Origin of the sequence: Chenggangzhangella methanolivorans (assembly GCF_042648545.1) — a bacterium.
GTDB classification, from domain to species: Bacteria; Pseudomonadota; Alphaproteobacteria; order Rhizobiales; family Methylopilaceae; genus Methylopila; species Methylopila methanolivorans.
Genome location: NZ_JBHRXS010000006.1, coordinates 247287 through 264652 on the forward strand (window position 1 = coordinate 247287; position 17366 = coordinate 264652).

Genomic DNA, 17366 nt, shown 5'->3' on the forward strand with positions numbered 1-17366 from the left:
TCAGATGCCGGGAGCGTTCTGCCAGCCGGCGAGCGTCATCTGATTCTTGAGCGACTTGCAGGGCTTCACCGAGATGCCCGGCAGGGTCGGCAGGCGGCGCTTGTTGGCCTTGGCGAGCGCGTCGATCGTCTCCTTGCAGGCGATGATCTCGAGACCCGCGGGCCGCCGCTTCTTCATATATTCGAGCTGCGCGATCGAGGTGCTGGGGATCGCCACGATCACGCCCGCGGCCGCAAGGATGATGCGGAAGCGCCGGCCGCGCCCGCCCTTCACGAAATCCTCGCCGGCCCGCAGCGCTCTTACGAAGCCCTGCGGGGAATGGTCGACGATCGTGACGTACTGCATGTCGCCGGGCCCCGCCGCCGCAGGCGTGGGGAGCGCGAGCGACAAGGCGGCGGCCGCGGCCGCCGCCGGCAGGCTCAGGCGGCGCGGCGCGGGGGCCATGCGGATCAATCCTCGTTCGAGAGCAGTCCCTTGAAGACGTGCTCGAGGAAGTTGCGCTCCTGGCCCGCGGTCGGCGTGGTCTCGCCCACGAAGTCGATGATGCGGCCGTCCTGCACGCCGAAATGCGCCACCTTCTCGACCCGGCGGTCCTTGTTGAAATAGACCGCCACCACCGTCTGGTCGGTGATCGTCGGGTTCAGGAAGGCGACCGCGCGCTTCGAGCGCTGGGTGATGTAGTAATAGACCTCGCCCTTGAGCGTCGCGGTCGTGGACGGCGTGCCGAGCACGACCAGAACCTGCTCCTGGCTGGAGCCGACCGGCACCTGCTGGAGCGCGTTCGGGGCCATCACATAGCCCTTGGTCTGCTCCTCGGCGCAGCCGCCGAGCGTCAGGACGCCGGCGGCCGCTACCGCGAGCGCCGCCGCGCGGACGGTCGAAAAACCCTTGGAAAACATGCTCGAACGTCCTCCCGAAACGCCACTCTTGCGCGGTCCGGGCCGCCCAGCCCATACCGCGGCGACGGGGCCTCTCCCCGCGAGGCTTGTTCCTTCGCCGGCCTTGGCGTAACCCGCAGGCCGTTCCGTTTCAACAGGCGACGCGCCGAAGCCACCGATTGCTCTCGATCACATGATCTTCGGCCTCTTCAGGAAACGCTCGCCCGAAGACCCGTCCGCGGGCGAGACGGTCTATGCGGCGATCGCCGCGGCGGCGCGGCGCCCCGCGCTTTACCGCGACCTCGGCGCGCCCGACACGCTGCCGGGACGCTTCGAGACGCTCGTGCTGCACGCAGCCCTCGTGACGCGGCGGCTCGGCCGCGATCCCGACCCGCGAGCGCGGCCGCTGTCGCAGGAGATCTTCGACGCGATGATCGCAGCGCTCGAGGCGAACGTCCGCGAGATCGGCGTCGGCGACGTCACGGTGCCCAAGCGCATGAAGGCGATGGCGCGCGCGTTCTACGACGGGGCGCGGACCTATGACGCGGCGCTCGACGCGCGCGACCCGGACGCGCTCGCGGCGGCGCTCGGGCGCATCGTCTACGGCGGCGCTCCGGCCGACGCGTCGGGCCCCCGCGGGCTCGCGGTCTGGGCGTTCGAGGCCGACGCGGCGCTCGCCGCGCAGTCGGTCGCGGAACTCGAAGCCGCCGGTCCGGCTTATCCCGAGGTGAGGGAGACGCGAAAGTGACGCCAAGCCCCATAAGCCGGCCGCTCTCGGTGGCCACGGTTCCGCCCGAGGGGCTGACGGTCGAGATCATCGCCGACGCGGCCGAGCGCGAATCGCTCGCCGCGGCGAACGACCTGCCGTCGGTCGGGCGCTTCACGGCGCGGCTCGAGGCCCGGCCGGTCGGGCGCGACGGGCTGAGGGTCACGGGACGGGTCGAGGCGCAGGCCGAGCGGACCTGCGTCGTGAGCCTCGAACCCTTCGTCGAGACGATCCGCGAGGACGTGGACGTGCGCTTCTCGCCCGAGGGCGCGCCGGCGCTGCACGAGGGCGAGGACGCCGATCCGCCGGACCAGATCGTCAATGGCGAGGTCGATCTCGGCGCGGTCGCGTGCGAATTCTTCACGCTCGGGCTTGACCCGCATCCCCGCAAGCCGGGCGTGGCCTTCGACGCCGCCGCGCACGGGGCGGAGGCGGAGTCGCCCTTCGCGGCGCTCAAGGCCCTGAAGGACGGAGCTCAAGACAAGTGAGGGCGAGGGTTGCCACGCGGGCCGCAGACGTTATGGTCCCGCCGCGCCCGAACCGCCGCCAGAAGCGGGGCCGCATCGGCGCCGCAGACCCGCGCATCGCGCCATCCCGGCCGCAGGACGAATGACAGACACGGTTCGCATCGCACTCGACGCCATGGGCGGAGATCACGGCCCGTCGGTCGTCGTTCCGGGCGCGTCCATCGCGCTGTCGCGCAAGCCTGACCTGCGCTTCCTGTTCGTCGGCGACGAGGCGCAGATCCGCCCGCTGGTCGACGCCGACCCGACGCTGAAGCCGGTCTCGGAGATTCTCCACACCACCGTCACCGTGGCGATGGACGACAAGCCCTCGGTCGCGCTGCGCAAGGGCCGCTACAAGTCGTCGATGTGGCTCGCGCTTGAGGCCGCCAAGACCCGCAAGGCCGACGCCGCCATTTCGGCCGGCAACACTGGCGCGCTGATGGCGATGTCGCGGCTCTGCGTGCGCATGATGCCGAACGTCGATCGGCCGGCGATCGCCGCCATCTGGCCGACCACCCGCGGCGAATCGATCGTGCTCGACGTCGGCGCGACCATCGGCGCCGACGCCCGCCAGCTCGTCGACTTCGCGGTGATGGGCGCGGCCATGGCCCGCATCCTGTTCGACATCGAACGCCCAACCGTCGGCCTGCTCAATGTCGGCGTCGAGGAGGTGAAGGGCGTCGAGGAGGTCAAGGAGGCCGCGCGGCTGCTGCGCGAGGGCCATTTCCCGGCGCTCGACTTCCGCGGCTTCATCGAGGGCGACGACATCGGCAAGGGCACGGTCGACGTGGTGGTGACCGAAGGCTTCTCGGGCAACATCGCGCTCAAGACCGCCGAAGGCACCGCCAAGCAGATCGGCGAATATCTGCGCTCCGCCATCACCCGCACGTTCCTGTCCAAGGTCGGATACGTGCTCGCCAAGCACGCCTTCGACACGCTGCGCGAGAAGATGGACCCCCGCAAGGTGAACGGCGGCGTGTTCCTCGGCCTCGACGGCGTCGTCATCAAAAGCCATGGCGGCACCGACGCGGAGGGCTTCGCGTCCGCGGTCGAACTCGGCTACGACATGGCCCGCTACGACCTCGAGGAGAAGATCCGCGAGGGCTTCGCGCAGGACGGCGCGGCGGCGCCCGATGCGCCGAGCGAGCCCGCGCTCGCAGGAGCGGCGTCGTGAGCCGCATCCGGTCCGTCGTCCGGGGCTGCGGCTCCTATCTCCCGGCCGAGATCCTCACCAACGAGGACCTTGCGAAGTCCGTCGACACCTCCGACGACTGGATCGTCCAGCGCACCGGCATCCGCCAGCGCCATGTCGCGGCGGCGGGCGAGATGACCTCCGACCTCGCCATCGCCGCGGCGAAGGAAGCGCTCGCCGACGCCAAGGTCGATCCGAACGAGATCGACCTGATCGTCGTCGCGACCTCGACGCCGGACAACACCTTCCCGGCGACCGCCGCGAGCGTCCAGGCGGGCCTCGGCATCACCACCGGCTTCGCCTTCGACCTGCAGGCGGTGTGCTCCGGCTTCGTCTACGCGGTCGCGGTCGCCGACAAGTTCCTGATCGCGGGCCAGCACAAGCGCGCGCTCGTCATCGGCGCCGAGACCTTCTCGCGCCTGCTCGACTGGACCGACCGCACCACCTGCGTGCTGTTCGGCGACGGCGCGGGGGCGATCGTGCTCGAAGGCGTCGAGCAGCCGGGCGAGGCGAGCGACCGCGGCGTGCTCACCACCCATCTGCGCTCCGACGGGCGCCACAAGAGCAAGCTGTTCGTCGACGGCGGCCCGTCCTCGACCGGCACGGTGGGCCATGTGCGCATGGAGGGCCGCGAGGTGTTCCGCCACGCGGTCGGCATGATCACCGACGTGATCGAGGACGCCTTCGCGGCGACCGGCGAGAGCGCGCAGTCGATCGACTGGTTCATTCCCCACCAGGCCAATCGCCGCATCATCGACGCGAGCGCGAGCAAGCTCGGCATCGCGCCCGAGAAGGTCGTGGTGACGGTCGACCGGCACGGCAACACCTCGGCGGCCTCGATTCCGCTTGCGATCGCCGAGGCGCGCAAGGACGGCCGCGTGAAGGAGGGCGACCTCGTCCTGCTCGAGGCGATGGGCGGCGGCTTCACCTGGGGATCGGCGCTCCTGCGCTGGTGATCAGGCGATCAGATTTATAAAAAGACCTCATAAGGCATGATTGACCGCGCGGGATCAGGCACATAGCCTCGCGAGCGTCGGTATTGGCGCAGGCACGAAGACCGCGCGAAAGACGCGGCGCTTGGGGGGAATTCGGCATGGCGGGGCGCACCGTTACGCGGGCGGATCTTTGCGAGGCGGTCTACCAGAAGGTGGGGCTGTCGCGGACGGAGTCCGCCGCGCTGGTCGAGATGGTTCTCGGCGAGATCGGCGACTGTCTGGAGCGCGGCGAGACGGTGAAGCTCTCGTCATTCGGGTCCTTCGTCGTGCGCGACAAGGGCCAGAGGGTGGGGCGCAACCCCAAGAGCGGGCAGGAGGTTCCCATCCCGCCGCGGCGCGTGATGGTGTTCAAGCCCTCCAACATCCTCAAGCACAGGATCAATGGCGGCGAGGGCGAGCCGCCGGCGGAGAACGGGGCGGCGTGACGGATCTTCCGGAAGACGATCGCGACGTCGCGGCCAAGGGCCCGGACGCGTTCCGCACGATCAGCGAGGTGGCCGAGGAGCTCGGCCTTCCCCAGCACGTGCTGCGATTCTGGGAGACGCGCTTTCCGCAGATCCGCCCGATCAAGCGCGGCGGCGGCCGGCGCTACTACCGGCCGGGCGACGTCGACCTTCTGCGCGGCGTCAAGCAGCTCCTTTACGGGCAGGGCTACACCATCCGTGGCGTGCAGCGGATCCTGCGCGAGACGGGCGGGCGCAAGAACACGCAGGAAGCCGGCCAGCGCGCCGGTCCCTCCTTCGCCCCGGCCGGGTCCGCGCCCTCGGGGCCGGGCCCCGAGATCTGGGCGTCGGGCCGCAGGGCCGCGATCGAAGAAACGCCCGATCCGGCCGATCCGACCGACGACCTTCTCGCGTATGACGACGAGGAATTCGAGGACGCTCCCGTCGCTGCGGCCGGCGCTCGCGTCGTCCAGCCGCACCTGGCGCCGGTCGTCGAGGCGCGGCCTGCTCTGAGCGCGGAGCAGATCGGGCGGCTCCGGGGCGCGCTCGAGGAGCTGGCGGCCTGTCGCCGTTTGCTCGCTGAGCGGACCTGAGGTGTCGCGGCGCCGCATATAAGGCGTTACAATGGGTCGCTATCCCGGTTAAGACGGTAGCCGGGTGGGACTTCGGGGGTGAAGAGTGGCGTTGAAGAGCCTGACGTGCGGAGTTTTTCCGCGGCTCTTCGCCGTGTCGGCGGCGTGCGCGATGGTCGCGGTCGCCCATGCCCAGCCTGCGCCCGACGGTCCTCCGCCTGCCGCCGCGACCGCGGTGCCGGGCGTTCCCTACACGCTCCAGATCCAGGTCGACGGCGGCGACGCCGAGGTCGAGAAGATCGCGACCGACACCTCGACGCTGAAGACTCTCGAGAAGGAAGCTCCGCCGGGGCCGCCGGGCCTCGTCGGCCGCGGCAAGGCCGACATCGAGCGCATCGCCGCCGCGCTGATGGCGACGGGGCGCTACGGGGCGACGGTCGGCGTGACCGTCGCGGGGGTCTCGGTCTCCTCGCAGAGCGCAGCCGACGCGGCGCAGCGCTCCGCCAAGCCCGTACCGGCCGTCATCCGCATCAATCCCGGCCCGGTCTTCACCTTCGGCTCCGTCCGTCTCCAGCCTCTCGACCGAGGCGCCATGGACACCCCCGTGACCCTGCGCAGGACCGGCCTCGAGCCCGGCCTGCCGGCCCCCTCGACCGCGGTGTTCGGGGCCGAATCGCGGATCGTCGACCAGCTTCGCGACGAGGGCTATCCGTTCGCCGCCACCAAGGGCCGCGAGGTGGTCGCCGACCACGCCCGCAAGCAGGTCGACGTCACCATCAACGTCGCGGCCGGCCCGCGCTCGCCCTTCGGCGACGTCACCATCTCGGGCACGCGCGAGGTCGATCCGAACGTCGCGCTCGGCCGAGTGCCGTTCCAGCCCGGCGACCGCTACGACCCCAAGAAGATCAAGCGCCTCAAGGACGATCTCGCCAAGCTCGACGTGTTCTCCTCGATCCGCGTGCGCGAGGCCGACAAGCCGGACGCCTCGGGCCGCGTGCCGATCGCGATCGAGGTCGAGGAAAAGAAGTTCCGCTACGTCGGCGCGGCAGCCAAGTGGGACTCGGTCGACGGCGCGGGCGTCAACGCCTATTGGGGCCACCGCAACCTGTTCGGCGGGGCCGAGAAGCTGCGCATCGACGCCGGCGTCGGCCAGCTGATCTCGAACCCGCCCTCCGAATACGAGTACAAGCTCGGTGTCCATTTCGAGAAGCCGGGGATCATCACCGGCTATGACGACTTGCTGATCGACGTCATCGCCCAGCGCGAGCGGCCGGACGCCTATTGGCGCGACGGCGTGAACGGCGTGGTGGCGATCCGCCGCCAGCTCACCGACGAGCTCGCGCTGCAGATCGGCGTCGAGGGCGACTATTCGAAGGTGCGCGACACCTTCGGCGAGAAGCGCTTTCTGCTCGTCGGCCTGCCGATCGTCGGGACCTTCGACAACACCGACGACAAGCTCGACCCCAAGAGCGGCATGCGCGTCACGCTGCAGGCCGCGCCCTATTACAACGCCAAGGGCGAGCAGAAGTCGCTCAACATCTTCAAGGGCCAGGTGTCGGCCTACTGGTCGTTCGACGAGGACGGCAAGTACATCCTCGCGGGCAAGATCGGCGCGGGCTCGATCATCGGGCCGAGCACGACCGAGGACGTTCCGGCCTATCGGCGCTTCTTCGCGGGCGGCGGCGGCTCGATCCGCGGCTTCGCCTATCAGAGCGCGAGCCCGCGCTGCGAGAAGATCCTCCCGCGCCCGAACAAGTCGCTGCCTTGCGTGCTCAAGGACGATCAGCCGCTCGGCGGCCGCAGCCTGCTCGAATCCTCGCTCGAAGCCCGCATCAAGGTCACGGACACGATCGGCGTCGTGCCTTTCGTCGACGCGGGCGCCGCCTTCGACAAGGCGATCCCGGACTTCAAGGAAGACGTCCGCATCGGCGCCGGCCTCGGGCTTCGCTACTACACCGCGATCGGCCCGATCCGCTTCGACGTGGCGATGCCGGTGGTGGGCCGCACCAAGGCCGATCCGCGGGTCGCGTTCTACGTCAGCATCGGGCAGTCGTTCTGATGCGAGACCAAGGGGTTAAGATCGCACACTGATGGCTGTTCTGAAGCGCGCCCTGATCGTTCTCGCGATCCTGCTTCTGATCCCGGTGGTGGTGCTGGCGGCTGCGCTCGCCTACGTCACGACCGCGCACGGCCTGTCGACGATCGCCTCGGTCGCCTCGACCTACGCCAGCTCCGACGACACCAAGATCGCGATCGGCGACATCGAGGGCTCGTTCCCCTACGACCTGACGCTGAAGGACGTCCGGCTCGGCGACCGCAAGGGCGAGTGGCTGACCGTCGATCGGGCGCGCGTGGTCTGGTCGCCGCTCTCGCTCTACTCCGGCAAGCTCAAGATCGATCTCGTCGACCTTGGCCGCGTCGCGGTCGCGCGCGAGCCCGACTATCCGGAGAAGGAGGAGAACCTCCCGCCGCCGGACCCGAACGCGCCGCTGTTCCCGGAGCTGCCGATCGAGATCCATCTCGACCGCTTCTCGCTCGCCGACCTCGACCTCGCCCAGCCCGTGATGGGCGTGCCCGCGCGGCTCGCGGCCACCGCCTCGGCGATGGTGCGCAAGCCGAAGGAAGGCGTCTCGGCCGAGTTCGACGTGCGCCGCACCGACGGGACCAAGGGCCAGTTTTCCGGCAAGGCGCGCTTCATCCCCGCGACGCAGGGCGTCGAGATCTCGCTGCGCGGCTCCGAGCCCGCCGGCGGGCTGATCGCCCGCATGGCCGAGATTCCGGGCCTGCCGCCGATCGACATCGGCATGGAGGGCGCCGGCACGCTCGACGCGCTCCGCACGCAGCTCGTGGTCACCGCCGGAACCCAGGGCCGCATCGACGGCGCGGGCGAGCTTCGCCGCGAGGGCAAGGGCCGTCGCGTGAGCCTGGAGCTCGCGGGCGACGTCGGCCGCATGGTCAAGCCCGAGATCGCGCCGCTCGTGCGCGGCCAGAGCCGCATCACCGCCGGCGCCTTCGTGCCGGACGAGGGGCCGATCGAGATCTCCGAGACGGTTGTCGACATTCCGGCCGTTCGCCTCGGGGCGCGCGGACGGGTCGATCTCGACAAGGAGACCGTCGACCTATCCTATGATCTTCGCGCCGGCGACGCCGCCCGCTTCGCCAGCCTGCTGCCGGGCGTGCGCTGGTCCTCGCTCACCGTGCTCGGAACCGCCAAGGGCCCGCTCGACCATCCGACCGTGAACGCCACGCTCGACGGCGGGGCGCTGGCGGCGCCCCAGGGCGCGGCCGAGACGGCGCGGGTCGTCGTGACCGCGACGCCCAACGGGCCGTTCGCCGACGAAGCCACCAAGATCGCCGCGACCGTGGAGGCGCAGGCCGACGGCGTGAAGTTCGCCGACGATCGCCTCTTCAGCCTCGGCCGCGAGCTTCGCCTCTCGGCCGCCGCCGTCACGACGCCGAAGGGCGTCACCGACGTCGAGCGCGCCGAGCTGTGGCTGGCGGACGTGCGCGCGACCTATGTCGGCAAGGCCTCGCCCGACGCGGTCACGGGGCGCGCGACGGTGAACGCCGGCGACCTCTCGACCCTTTCGGGCCTCGCCGGCCGCGACCTCGCGGGCGCGCTGAACCTGTCGTCCGACCTCGACGTCGCCTTCGACATGTCGAAGCTCGAGGTTTCGGTGGACGGGACGGGCTCGGGCCTCAAGACCGGCGTGCCCCAGGTCGACGCGCTGACCGGCGGCTCGCTGCGGCTGCGCGGCGGGGTCTCGCGCGGACAGGACGGTTCGCTGACGTTCCGCGGCCTCGACGCGCGCGGCGACCACGTGCTCGTCACCGCCGACGGCTCGGTCACCGACGCGAACGCCGACGCCAAGATCCGCGCCGAGATCGACGACCTCGCGCTGGTCGACGCCAATGCGAGCGGCCGCGCGACCGCGACCGCCGACCTCACCGGCCGCCTCGACGATCTCGGCCTCAAGGCGCTGATCGCGGTGCCGGACGGCAAGGTGCTGGGCCGCGCGCTCGAAAAGCTCGAGGTCCGGGTCGACGCCGGCAAGCTCACCGGCGACGTGACGGGGTCCCTGGCGCTCTCCGGCAGCCTCGACCGCAAGCCCATCGCGGGCGGCGCCCGCCTCGTCACCGAGCCCTCGGGCGCGCGCCGCATCGAGAACCTCGACATCGCCGTCGCCTCGACGACGGTGAAGGGCGCGGTCACCGCGCTTCCGGGCGGGATCGCCACGGGCTCGGTCGCGATCGATTCGCCGGACCTCTCCGAGATCGGCGCGCTCGCGCTCACCGAACTCGCCGGCGCGCTCAAGGGCGACGTCGCGCTCTCCGAGCAGAACGGCGCGCAGCGCCTCGTCGTGAAGCTCGACGGCCAGAACGTCGCCGCGCCCGGCGCGAAGCTCGGCGCGCTGAAGGTCGACGCCGCGATCCTCGACCCGGCCGGCAAGGTGACGGTCGACGGGACGGTTTCGGGCTCCGGGATCGTGGCGAGCGGCCAGGCGATCGACACGCTGTCGGTCGTCGCCCGCGGCGCTCCGAACGGCATGGACGTCGCGCTCGACATGGCCGCCAGGGGCTCGTCGGCGAAGGCCGCGGCGCGCGTCGCCTATGCGCCGAACGAGACCCGCATCGATCTCTCGCGCCTTGATCTCGCAGGCGGTGGCAAGACCGCGGCGCTCAACGAGCCCGCGACGGTGCGCGTCGGCGCCGGGGCCGTGGCGATCGACGCCTTTTCGCTGCGGGCCGGCGAGGGGGGCGTGCTCGACGTCTCCGGCACGGCCGGCGAGACGCTCGATCTCAACATGCTGCTGCGCGACCTGCCGCTCGCGCTTGGCAACGCCTTCACGCCCGGCCTCGACATGGCCGGCATGGCGCAGGGAACCGCCAGGCTCACGGGCGCGGCCGCCGCGCCGGTCGTCGACTACGACTTCAACGTCGCCGGCCTCTCGATCGCCAAGCTCCGCAACGCCAAGGTCCCGGCGCTGTCGATCGCCACCCGCGGCCGGCTCGAAGGCCAGCGGGTGACGACCGACACGAAGGTCTCGGGCGCAGGCGGGCTCGAGGCCGACGTGACCGGCTCCGCGCCGATCGGCGAGGGCGAGCTCGACATGAACGTGCGCGTGCGCTCGCTGCCGCTCGCGCTCGCCAACGCTTTCCAGCCCGAGCTCGGCTTCGGCGGGCGGCTCGAGGCCGACGCGCGCGTCGCCGGACCGGTGACGGCGCCGAACGGGACCTATCGGGCCAAGGTCGTGGACTTCACCTCCGTGCGCGCCCGCGGCGTCGCGCCGATCTCGGTCGACGCCTCCGGCGAGCTTCAGGGCGCGCGCGTCACCACCGACGCCACGATCGCCGGCGCAGGCGGCGTGCGCGCGACCGCCAGGGGCTTCGCGCCGCTCGGCAAGGGCGACGTCGACATGGCGGTCAATGTCGCCGAGTTGCCGCTCAGCCTCGCCAACGCCTTCGCGCCGGATCTCGGCCTCGGCGGCGTGCTGCGCGGCGACCTACGGGTCAGCGGCCCGGTGGACGCGCCGCGCGGGACCTACGACCTCAAGGTCTCGAACCTCGTGGCCGCGCCCGCCAAGGGCGTCCCGGCGCTCGAGATCCAGACCCGCGGCGCGCTCGAAGGCGAGCGGGCGACGACTGTCACCACCGTCACGGGCGGCGGCATCGATCTCTCGGCTCAAGGGTCCGCCCCGCTCGGCGACGGCCCGATCGACATGGACGTCGCGATCCGCGAGCTGCCGCTGAAGATCGCCGACGGCTTCCTGCCGAACTCCGGACTGGGCGGCGCCCTGATGGGGACCGCCAAGATCGGCGGCTCCGCCAAGGCGCCGGCCGGGACCTATGACCTCACGGTCAAGGATCTCACCTCCGCGCGCGCCAAGGGCGTGCCCGCGCTCAACGTCTACGCCCGCGGCGACTTCGACCCGAAGCGCGTCGTGACCGACGCGCTGGTGACGGGCGGCGGCGGGATCGAGGCCTCGGCCCGCGGCTCCGCCCCGATCGGGCAGGGCGACCTCGACATGACGGTCGGCCTCAAGGCGTTCCCGCTCGCGCTCGCCAACGCCTTCGCGCCGACGCTCGGCCTCGGCGGGCAGGCGATGGGAAATGCGCGCCTGACGGGCCCGGTCTCGGCCCCGATCGGGACCTACGATCTCACGGTGAAGGACCTCACCGCCGCGCAGGCCAAGGGCGTGCCGCCGCTCCAGATCGCCGCACGGGGCGACCTGACGGGCGAGCGCGTCTCGACCGACGCCGCGATCACCGGCGCGGGCGGGATCAGCCTCACGGCCAAGGGCTCGGCACCGATCGGCGACGGCGATCTCGATATGGCGGTGGCGATCCGCGAGCTGCCGCTCGCGCTCGCCAACGGCTTCAGGCCCGAGCTCGGCCTCGCCGGCGTGCTGCGCGGCGACGCGCGCGTGCTCGGCCCGGTGTCCGCCCCGCGCGGGGCCTACGATCTCACGATCGCGGATCTGGTCTCGGCGCAGGCCAAGGGCGTTCCGGCGCTCCAGATCGCGACCAAAGGCGCGCTCGAAGGAAACCGCGTCACCACCGACACGCAGATCACCGGCGGCGGCGGCGTCCAGGCCTCGGCAAAGGGCTCGGCCCCGATCGGGGACGGCGACCTCGACATGGCGGTGGCGATCGGCGAACTGCCGCTCGCGCTCGCCAACGCGTTCCAGCCCCAGCTCGGCCTTGCGGGCGCGCTGCGGGGCTCGGCCAACGTCTCGGGCCCGATCGCCGCGCCGCGCGGAACCTATGATCTCGCCGTCTCGGGCCTCACCGCCGCGCAAGCCAAGGGCGTCGCGCCGCTCGAGATCGTCACCAAGGGCGCGCTCGAGGGCGACCGGGTGACGACCGACACCGCGATCACGGGCGGCGGCGGGGTGAGCGTCACGGCCAAGGGCTCGGCCCCGCTCGGGACCGGCGACGTCGACATGAGCGTCGCGATCCGCGAGGTTCCGCTCGCGCTCGCCAACGCGTTCTCGCCGTCGCTCGGCCTTGGCGGCCGGCTCCGGGGCGACGTCAGGGTCGCGGGCCAAGTCTCCGCGCCGCAAGGAACTTACGACCTCTCGGTCGAGAACCTGACGTCGGCGCAGGCCAAGGGCGTTCCGGCGCTCCAGATCACGTCAAGGGGCACGCTCGAGGGTCAGCGCGTCACCACCGACACGGCGGTGACGGGCGGAGGCGGCATCCGCCTGACCGCCAAGGGCGCGGCCCCGATCGGGCAGGGCGACCTCGACATGGCGGTCGACATCGCCGAACTCCCGCTCTCGATCGCGAACGGCTTCTCGCCGGGCCTCGGCCTCGGCGGAAAGCTCGCGGGCGGCGCGAAGGTCGCAGGGCCCATCGCCGCGCCGACGGGCGACTACGACCTGCGCGTCACGGGCCTCACGGCGGCGGCCGCCAAGGGCGTGCCGGCGCTCCAGATCACGTCGAAGGGCGCGCTCGCCTCGGGCCGCGTGACGACCGACACCGCCGTCACCGGCGGCGGGGGCGTCCGCATCACGGCGAACGGCTCCGCGCCGCTGTCGGCGACAGGCCCGCTCGACGTCGCGATCGCGATCCGCAACGTGCCGCTCTCGCTCGCCAACGGCTTTTCGCCGGGCCTCGGCGCGAACGGCACGCTTCAGGGCGAGGCCAAGGTCGCGGGCACGGCGTCCGCGCCGGCCGGAACCTATGCGCTGAGGGTCACGGGGCTCTCCACCCAGGCGACACGCGGCGCGGGCGTGCCTGCGGCCTCGATCGACGCCAAAGGCCGGCTCGACGGCCAGCGGGTGTTCACCAACACGGTGGTGACGGCCGCGAGCGGCCTGCGCGTCACGGCCAACGGCTCGGCGCCGCTCGGCGCGGGCGACCTCGACCTCCAGGTCGGCGGCCGCGCGCCGCTCGGCTTCCTCAACGACACGCTCTCAGTCTCGGGCGACCGCATCGACGGGACCGCGACCTTCGACGTCAAGGTGGGCGGGCCGACCTCGGCGCCGCGCATCAACGGCTCGGGCGCGCTCCAGAACGCCTCCTACTCCAACCGCGCCGCGGGCCTGCAGCTGCGCGGCCTCTCGGCCTCGGTGGTGGCGAACGGGACCAACATCAACGTCGCGAGCCTGCGGGCCACGACGCGCAACGGCGGCACGATCTCGGGCTCGGGCCGCGTCGCGGTCGACCCGGCGGCGGGCTTCCCGGGCGAGATCAACTTCCAGGCCAACAACGCCGAGGTGGTGGGCACCGACATCGTCACCGCGATCACGGACGCCAACCTCAAGCTTGAGGGCCCGCTCGCGCGCCGGCCGGTGATCAACGGGACGATCCGCACCCGCTCGGTCGAGATCCAGATCCCGGACCGCATCCCGGCCCAGTACACGCCGCTGCCGGGCGTGCGCCACCGCAACGCGCCGGCCGCAGTCACCCGCCAGCTCGCGGCGCTCAACACCGGCGGAGGCAAGGGCGGCTCCAAGGACGACGCCTTCCTCGCGACGCTCGACATCGACGTTCAGGCCGAAAACCGCATCTTCATCCGCGGCATGGGCATGACGGCGGAGGCCGGCGGCCAGATCAAGATCACCGGCACCTCGGCGGCGCCCGTTCCGGTCGGCGCGTTCCAGCTGCGTCAGGGCCGCAGCTCCATCACGGTCATCGGCAAGCGGCTGAACTTCACGCGCGGGCAGGTGGGCTTTGCGGGCGATCTCGACCCGACGCTCGATTTCCTCGCCGAGACGCCCGCCAAGGGCATCACCGCGCAGGTGCTGATCTCCGGAAACGCGTCCTCGCCCAAGATCGAGTTCACCTCAAATCCGGCGGTGCCGCAGGACGAGGTTCTGTCGCGCCTCCTTTTCGACAAGTCTTCGGGCGAATTGTCCCCGAGCCAGGCCATCACGCTCGCCCAGGCGGTCGCCCAGTATTCGGGCGTCGGCGGCGGCGGCGCGGGGCCGCTCGACAGTCTGCGCAAGGGTCTCGGGGTCGACAACCTCGATCTCGGCGGCGGCTCCGGCGGAGGGCTCTTCGGCCTCGGCATCGGAAAGTACATTTCCGACAACATCTATCTCGGCGTGACGCAAGGCACGTCGCCCGAGACCACCGGCGTGACGGTCGACATCGACATCACGAAGAACATCAAGGCCCAGGGGATGGCCGGCGCCGCCGGCAACACCTCCGCGGGCGTCGCGATCGAATGGGACTACTGAACGTCCGCTCTCCCGGCCGAACCCCGGACAGGCGGACGCGGCGTGAAGCGAGATGGATGACGACACCGACGGCGTGAAGCGCCGCACCAGCGAACGGATCGCCGAAGTGCGCGCCCGGTTCGCATCAGGGCTCGGCCAGCGGGCGGAGGCGCTGTCGGCGCTCGCCCGCGGCGCCGCGAGCGCCGACAGGTCCGTGGCCGACAAGGCCGCGGACGATCTGAGGCTCGGGCTCCACAATCTCGCAGGCGGCGCGCCGACGCTCGGCCTCGCCGATCTCGGCAAGGCCGCGGCGGCGCTCGAGAAGCGCCTGATCGCCGAACGCCTCGCCGACGGCGGCCTCGAGCTCTCGGTCGCCGAGCGGCTCGCCGGGGATATCGAAAGGTTGCCGGACCTCGCGTGAGGCGTCGCGCGGCCGCGGAGCTCCGGCCTGCGGTCAGCCTGCGCGGCGCAGGAGCGCGGCGGCCGGCGCCTCGGCGCGGTCGCGCGCCGGCTGGCCCTTGTCGGGCACGGGCGCAAGCGCGCTCATGACGCGCGAGGCCGGAAGGGTGACGATGACCTCGGTGCCTTCGCGCAGCCTCGACTTCAGCGAGAAGCCGCCGCCGTGAAGGTCGATCAGCCCCTTGACGATCGGCAGGCCGAGGCCCGCGCCCTGCTCGGCGGTCTTGATCGCGAGGCTGCCCTGGCCGAACGAGGCGAGCACGGTCGGGATCTCGTCCTCGGGGATTCCCGGTCCGGTGTCGGAGACCGAGACGTACTGGCCGCCCGACGTCGTCCAGCCGAGCTTCAGGCGGATCTCGCCGCCCTGGGGCGTGAACTTGATGGCGTTCGACAAGAGGTTCAGCACCACCTGACGCATGGCGCGCTCGTCGGCCCAGACGGGCGGCAGGTCGGGCTCGGCGATCTCGCGGATCTGGATGCCGCGCTTCTTGGCGCGCAGCTTCAGCAGGTGGTGGCAGTCCTCGACGATGTAGGCGAGCCGCACGCTCTCCTCATTGAGCTCGTAGCGCCCCGCCTCGATGCGCGAGAGATCGAGGATCTCGTTGATGAGATTGAGCAGGTGCTGGCCCGACTGGTGGATGTCGTCGGCGTATTCCTTGTAGGTCGGGGTCGCGTGCGGCCCGAACACCTCGGTCTTCATCACCTCCGAGAAGCCGAGGATGGCGTTGAGCGGGGTTCTGAGCTCGTGGCTCATGGTGGCGAGGAACCGGGACTTGGCGAGGTTGGCCTCCTCGGCGCGCCGGCGGGCCTCGTCGGAGTTGGACTTGGCCTGCTCCAGCTCGCCGATCAGCGCGTCCTTCTCGGCGCGGAACTCGAGCGTCTCGAGCGCCGTGGCGTGAAGGCGCTGGGCGAGGAGCAGGAAATAGATCTCGGCGCCGGCGCTCAGCGCCGCGACCGCAGTGGCGGCCGCGCCGCCTTTCAGCACGTAGGTGCCGATCACGATCGCGGCGATCGGCAGCGTCGCCGCGCAGGCGGCGATCGGAACGGTGGAGGCGAGCATCGTCGCGACCGCGACGCCGACCAGCATCACGAACAGCGAGACGATCTCGGCCGCGTCGCCGGTGTCGCCGGCGCCCGCCAGAAGAATGACGATCGACGCCCAGGCGATGCCGTTCAGCGCCTCCGCGCCGGCGAAGCGCGTGATCCAGAGCTTGAGATGGGTGGCCTCGACCTCGCTCGCGACGAAGCGCCGCGCGAGCGCGGCCACCAGCACCTGTCCGGCGAGCGCGAAGACGAGCCAGGCGAGCGCGATCGGCGGCACGAGCCACGTCATCGACACGCCCGCGATCACCGCCGCGACGGTGAGCGCCACGGGCACGGCCGAAATGCGATTCTGGGCGTAGATTCGTGCGAGCTCGAAGCCGAATTCAGGCCGCGGTCCGGAGCTCGACGTCAGGGTTTCGCGCGCGGCCCGAACCTTCTGGCCCACAAGCCGCCTTCGCTCGGACGTCTCGCTCGTCCGGCGGTCGGTCGTCCGCTCCGCCGGGAGTTCGAACATGTCCACGTGGCAAGGGCCTGTCTGTCGTTCCGCTCAGGCCCGAACCATGGCGCCCAAACCTTTAAGACCCGCTGACCCGATGGATCGATTTTGCAGGTATCGATCGTGAGTCGTTCGATTTCCTCCGGGTCGCCGGCGGCGTTCGACGCCCTGCTTGCGCGGGTCCGGGCGTGCCGGATCTGTCGCGACGCGCCGCTCGGCCGGCCGCTTCCGCACGAGCCGAGGCCGGTGCTGCGCGGGCGCCCTTCGGCCCGGATCGCGATCTGCGGGCAGGCGCCGGGCACGCGCGTCCACGCGAGCGGCGTGCCGTTCACCGATCCTTCGGGCGTCAGGCTCCGGTCCTGGCTCGGCGTCGACGAGGCGGAGTTCTACGACGAGGACCGCGTCGCGATCGTGCCGATGGGCTTCTGCTTCCCGGGCCTCAGCGAGGCCGGCGCGGACCTGCCGCCGCGTCGCGAATGCGCCCCGGCCTGGCGAAGCGAGGTGTTCGCGCATCTCGAAAATCTCGAGCTCGTCGTCGCGGTCGGGCGGCCGGCGCAGGTCTGGCATCTCGGGCGCCGCGAGGCGGGCGCGAGCCTGACCGAGGCGGTGGCGGACTGGCGGCGGATCGTCGCCCTCCCGGGGCGGACCGCGGTGTTTCCGCTGCCCCATCCGTCGTGGCGCAACAACGCCTGGCTGAAGCGCAATCCGTGGTTCGAGGCCGAGGCGATCCCGCGGCTCAAGGCGATGACGCGCGCGATCCTCGACCGGCCGGCGTGAGCCGATCCGGGAAGCGCCGCGCAGGGTTTTCCCCCGGGATGCGTGAGAGGCGGCGAAAGGGGCGACGCGCC

13 protein-coding genes are annotated in these 17366 nt (G+C 71.5%); 10 read left to right on the top strand and 3 right to left on the bottom strand.

Going from position 1 to position 17366, the window contains the following annotated elements:
* Both ACFOWB_RS12365 and ACFOWB_RS12370 read right to left on the bottom strand, forming a co-directional pair.
* Positions 1-444, bottom strand: coding sequence for a hypothetical protein (locus ACFOWB_RS12365; protein WP_261402519.1), 444 nt, complete (start codon positions 442-444; stop codon positions 1-3).
* Between the two features lie 5 nt (positions 445-449).
* Positions 450-899 carry an outer membrane protein assembly factor BamE gene (locus ACFOWB_RS12370; RefSeq protein WP_378147576.1) on the bottom strand — a complete coding sequence of 150 codons (450 nt, stop codon included), beginning with the start codon at positions 897-899 and terminating at the stop codon, positions 450-452.
* 172 nt (positions 900-1071) lie between these two features.
* Here ACFOWB_RS12370 and ACFOWB_RS12375 point away from each other — a divergent pair, with 172 nt between their 5' ends.
* The 9 genes from ACFOWB_RS12375 to ACFOWB_RS12415 all read left to right on the top strand — a co-directional run bounded on the left by ACFOWB_RS12375 (position 1072) and on the right by ACFOWB_RS12415 (position 14940).
* Positions 1072-1626: a ubiquinol-cytochrome C chaperone family protein gene (locus ACFOWB_RS12375; RefSeq protein ID WP_378147578.1), complete on the top strand. Its 555-nt coding sequence runs from the start codon at positions 1072-1074 to the stop codon at positions 1624-1626.
* On the top strand, positions 1623-2132 hold the full coding sequence (locus ACFOWB_RS12380; protein WP_261402522.1) for a YceD family protein: 510 nt from the start codon (positions 1623-1625) through the stop codon (positions 2130-2132). Before ACFOWB_RS12375 ends, ACFOWB_RS12380 begins: the two co-directional genes overlap by 4 nt.
* 121 nt (positions 2133-2253) lie before the next feature.
* On the top strand, positions 2254-3324 hold the full coding sequence (gene plsX, locus ACFOWB_RS12385) for a phosphate acyltransferase PlsX (protein WP_261402523.1): 1071 nt from the start codon (positions 2254-2256) through the stop codon (positions 3322-3324).
* Complete coding sequence (locus ACFOWB_RS12390; RefSeq protein WP_261402524.1) at positions 3321-4298, top strand: beta-ketoacyl-ACP synthase III; 978 nt, start codon at positions 3321-3323, stop codon at positions 4296-4298. Before plsX ends, ACFOWB_RS12390 begins: the two co-directional genes overlap by 4 nt.
* Before the next feature lie 137 nt (positions 4299-4435).
* A complete protein-coding gene (locus ACFOWB_RS12395) occupies positions 4436-4762 on the top strand; it encodes an integration host factor subunit alpha (RefSeq protein ID WP_261402525.1) in 327 nt (108 codons plus the stop codon).
* On the top strand, positions 4759-5373 hold the full coding sequence (locus ACFOWB_RS12400; RefSeq protein ID WP_261402526.1) for a MerR family transcriptional regulator: 615 nt from the start codon (positions 4759-4761) through the stop codon (positions 5371-5373). The genes ACFOWB_RS12395 and ACFOWB_RS12400 overlap by 4 nt, the downstream gene beginning before the upstream one ends.
* A gap of 91 nt (positions 5374-5464) precedes the next feature.
* Positions 5465-7411, top strand: a complete 1947-nt coding sequence (locus ACFOWB_RS12405) for an autotransporter assembly complex protein TamA (RefSeq protein ID WP_378147583.1) — start codon at positions 5465-5467, stop codon at positions 7409-7411.
* A 31-nt stretch (positions 7412-7442) separates the two neighbouring features.
* On the top strand, positions 7443-14540 hold the full coding sequence (locus tag ACFOWB_RS12410) for a translocation/assembly module TamB domain-containing protein (protein WP_378147585.1): 7098 nt from the start codon (positions 7443-7445) through the stop codon (positions 14538-14540).
* 52 nt (positions 14541-14592) lie between these two features.
* Complete coding sequence (locus ACFOWB_RS12415; protein WP_261402530.1) at positions 14593-14940, top strand: Hpt domain-containing protein; 348 nt, start codon at positions 14593-14595, stop codon at positions 14938-14940.
* Between the two features lie 33 nt (positions 14941-14973).
* Here ACFOWB_RS12415 and ACFOWB_RS12420 read toward each other — a convergent pair whose 3' ends face one another.
* A complete protein-coding gene (locus ACFOWB_RS12420) occupies positions 14974-16536 on the bottom strand; it encodes a sensor histidine kinase (protein WP_261405830.1) in 1563 nt (520 codons plus the stop codon).
* 105 nt (positions 16537-16641) lie between these two features.
* Between ACFOWB_RS12420 and ACFOWB_RS12425 the strand changes: the two genes are divergently transcribed.
* A complete protein-coding gene (locus ACFOWB_RS12425) occupies positions 16642-17295 on the top strand; it encodes a uracil-DNA glycosylase family protein (protein WP_261402531.1) in 654 nt (217 codons plus the stop codon).
* Positions 17296-17366: the final 71 nt, after the last annotated feature.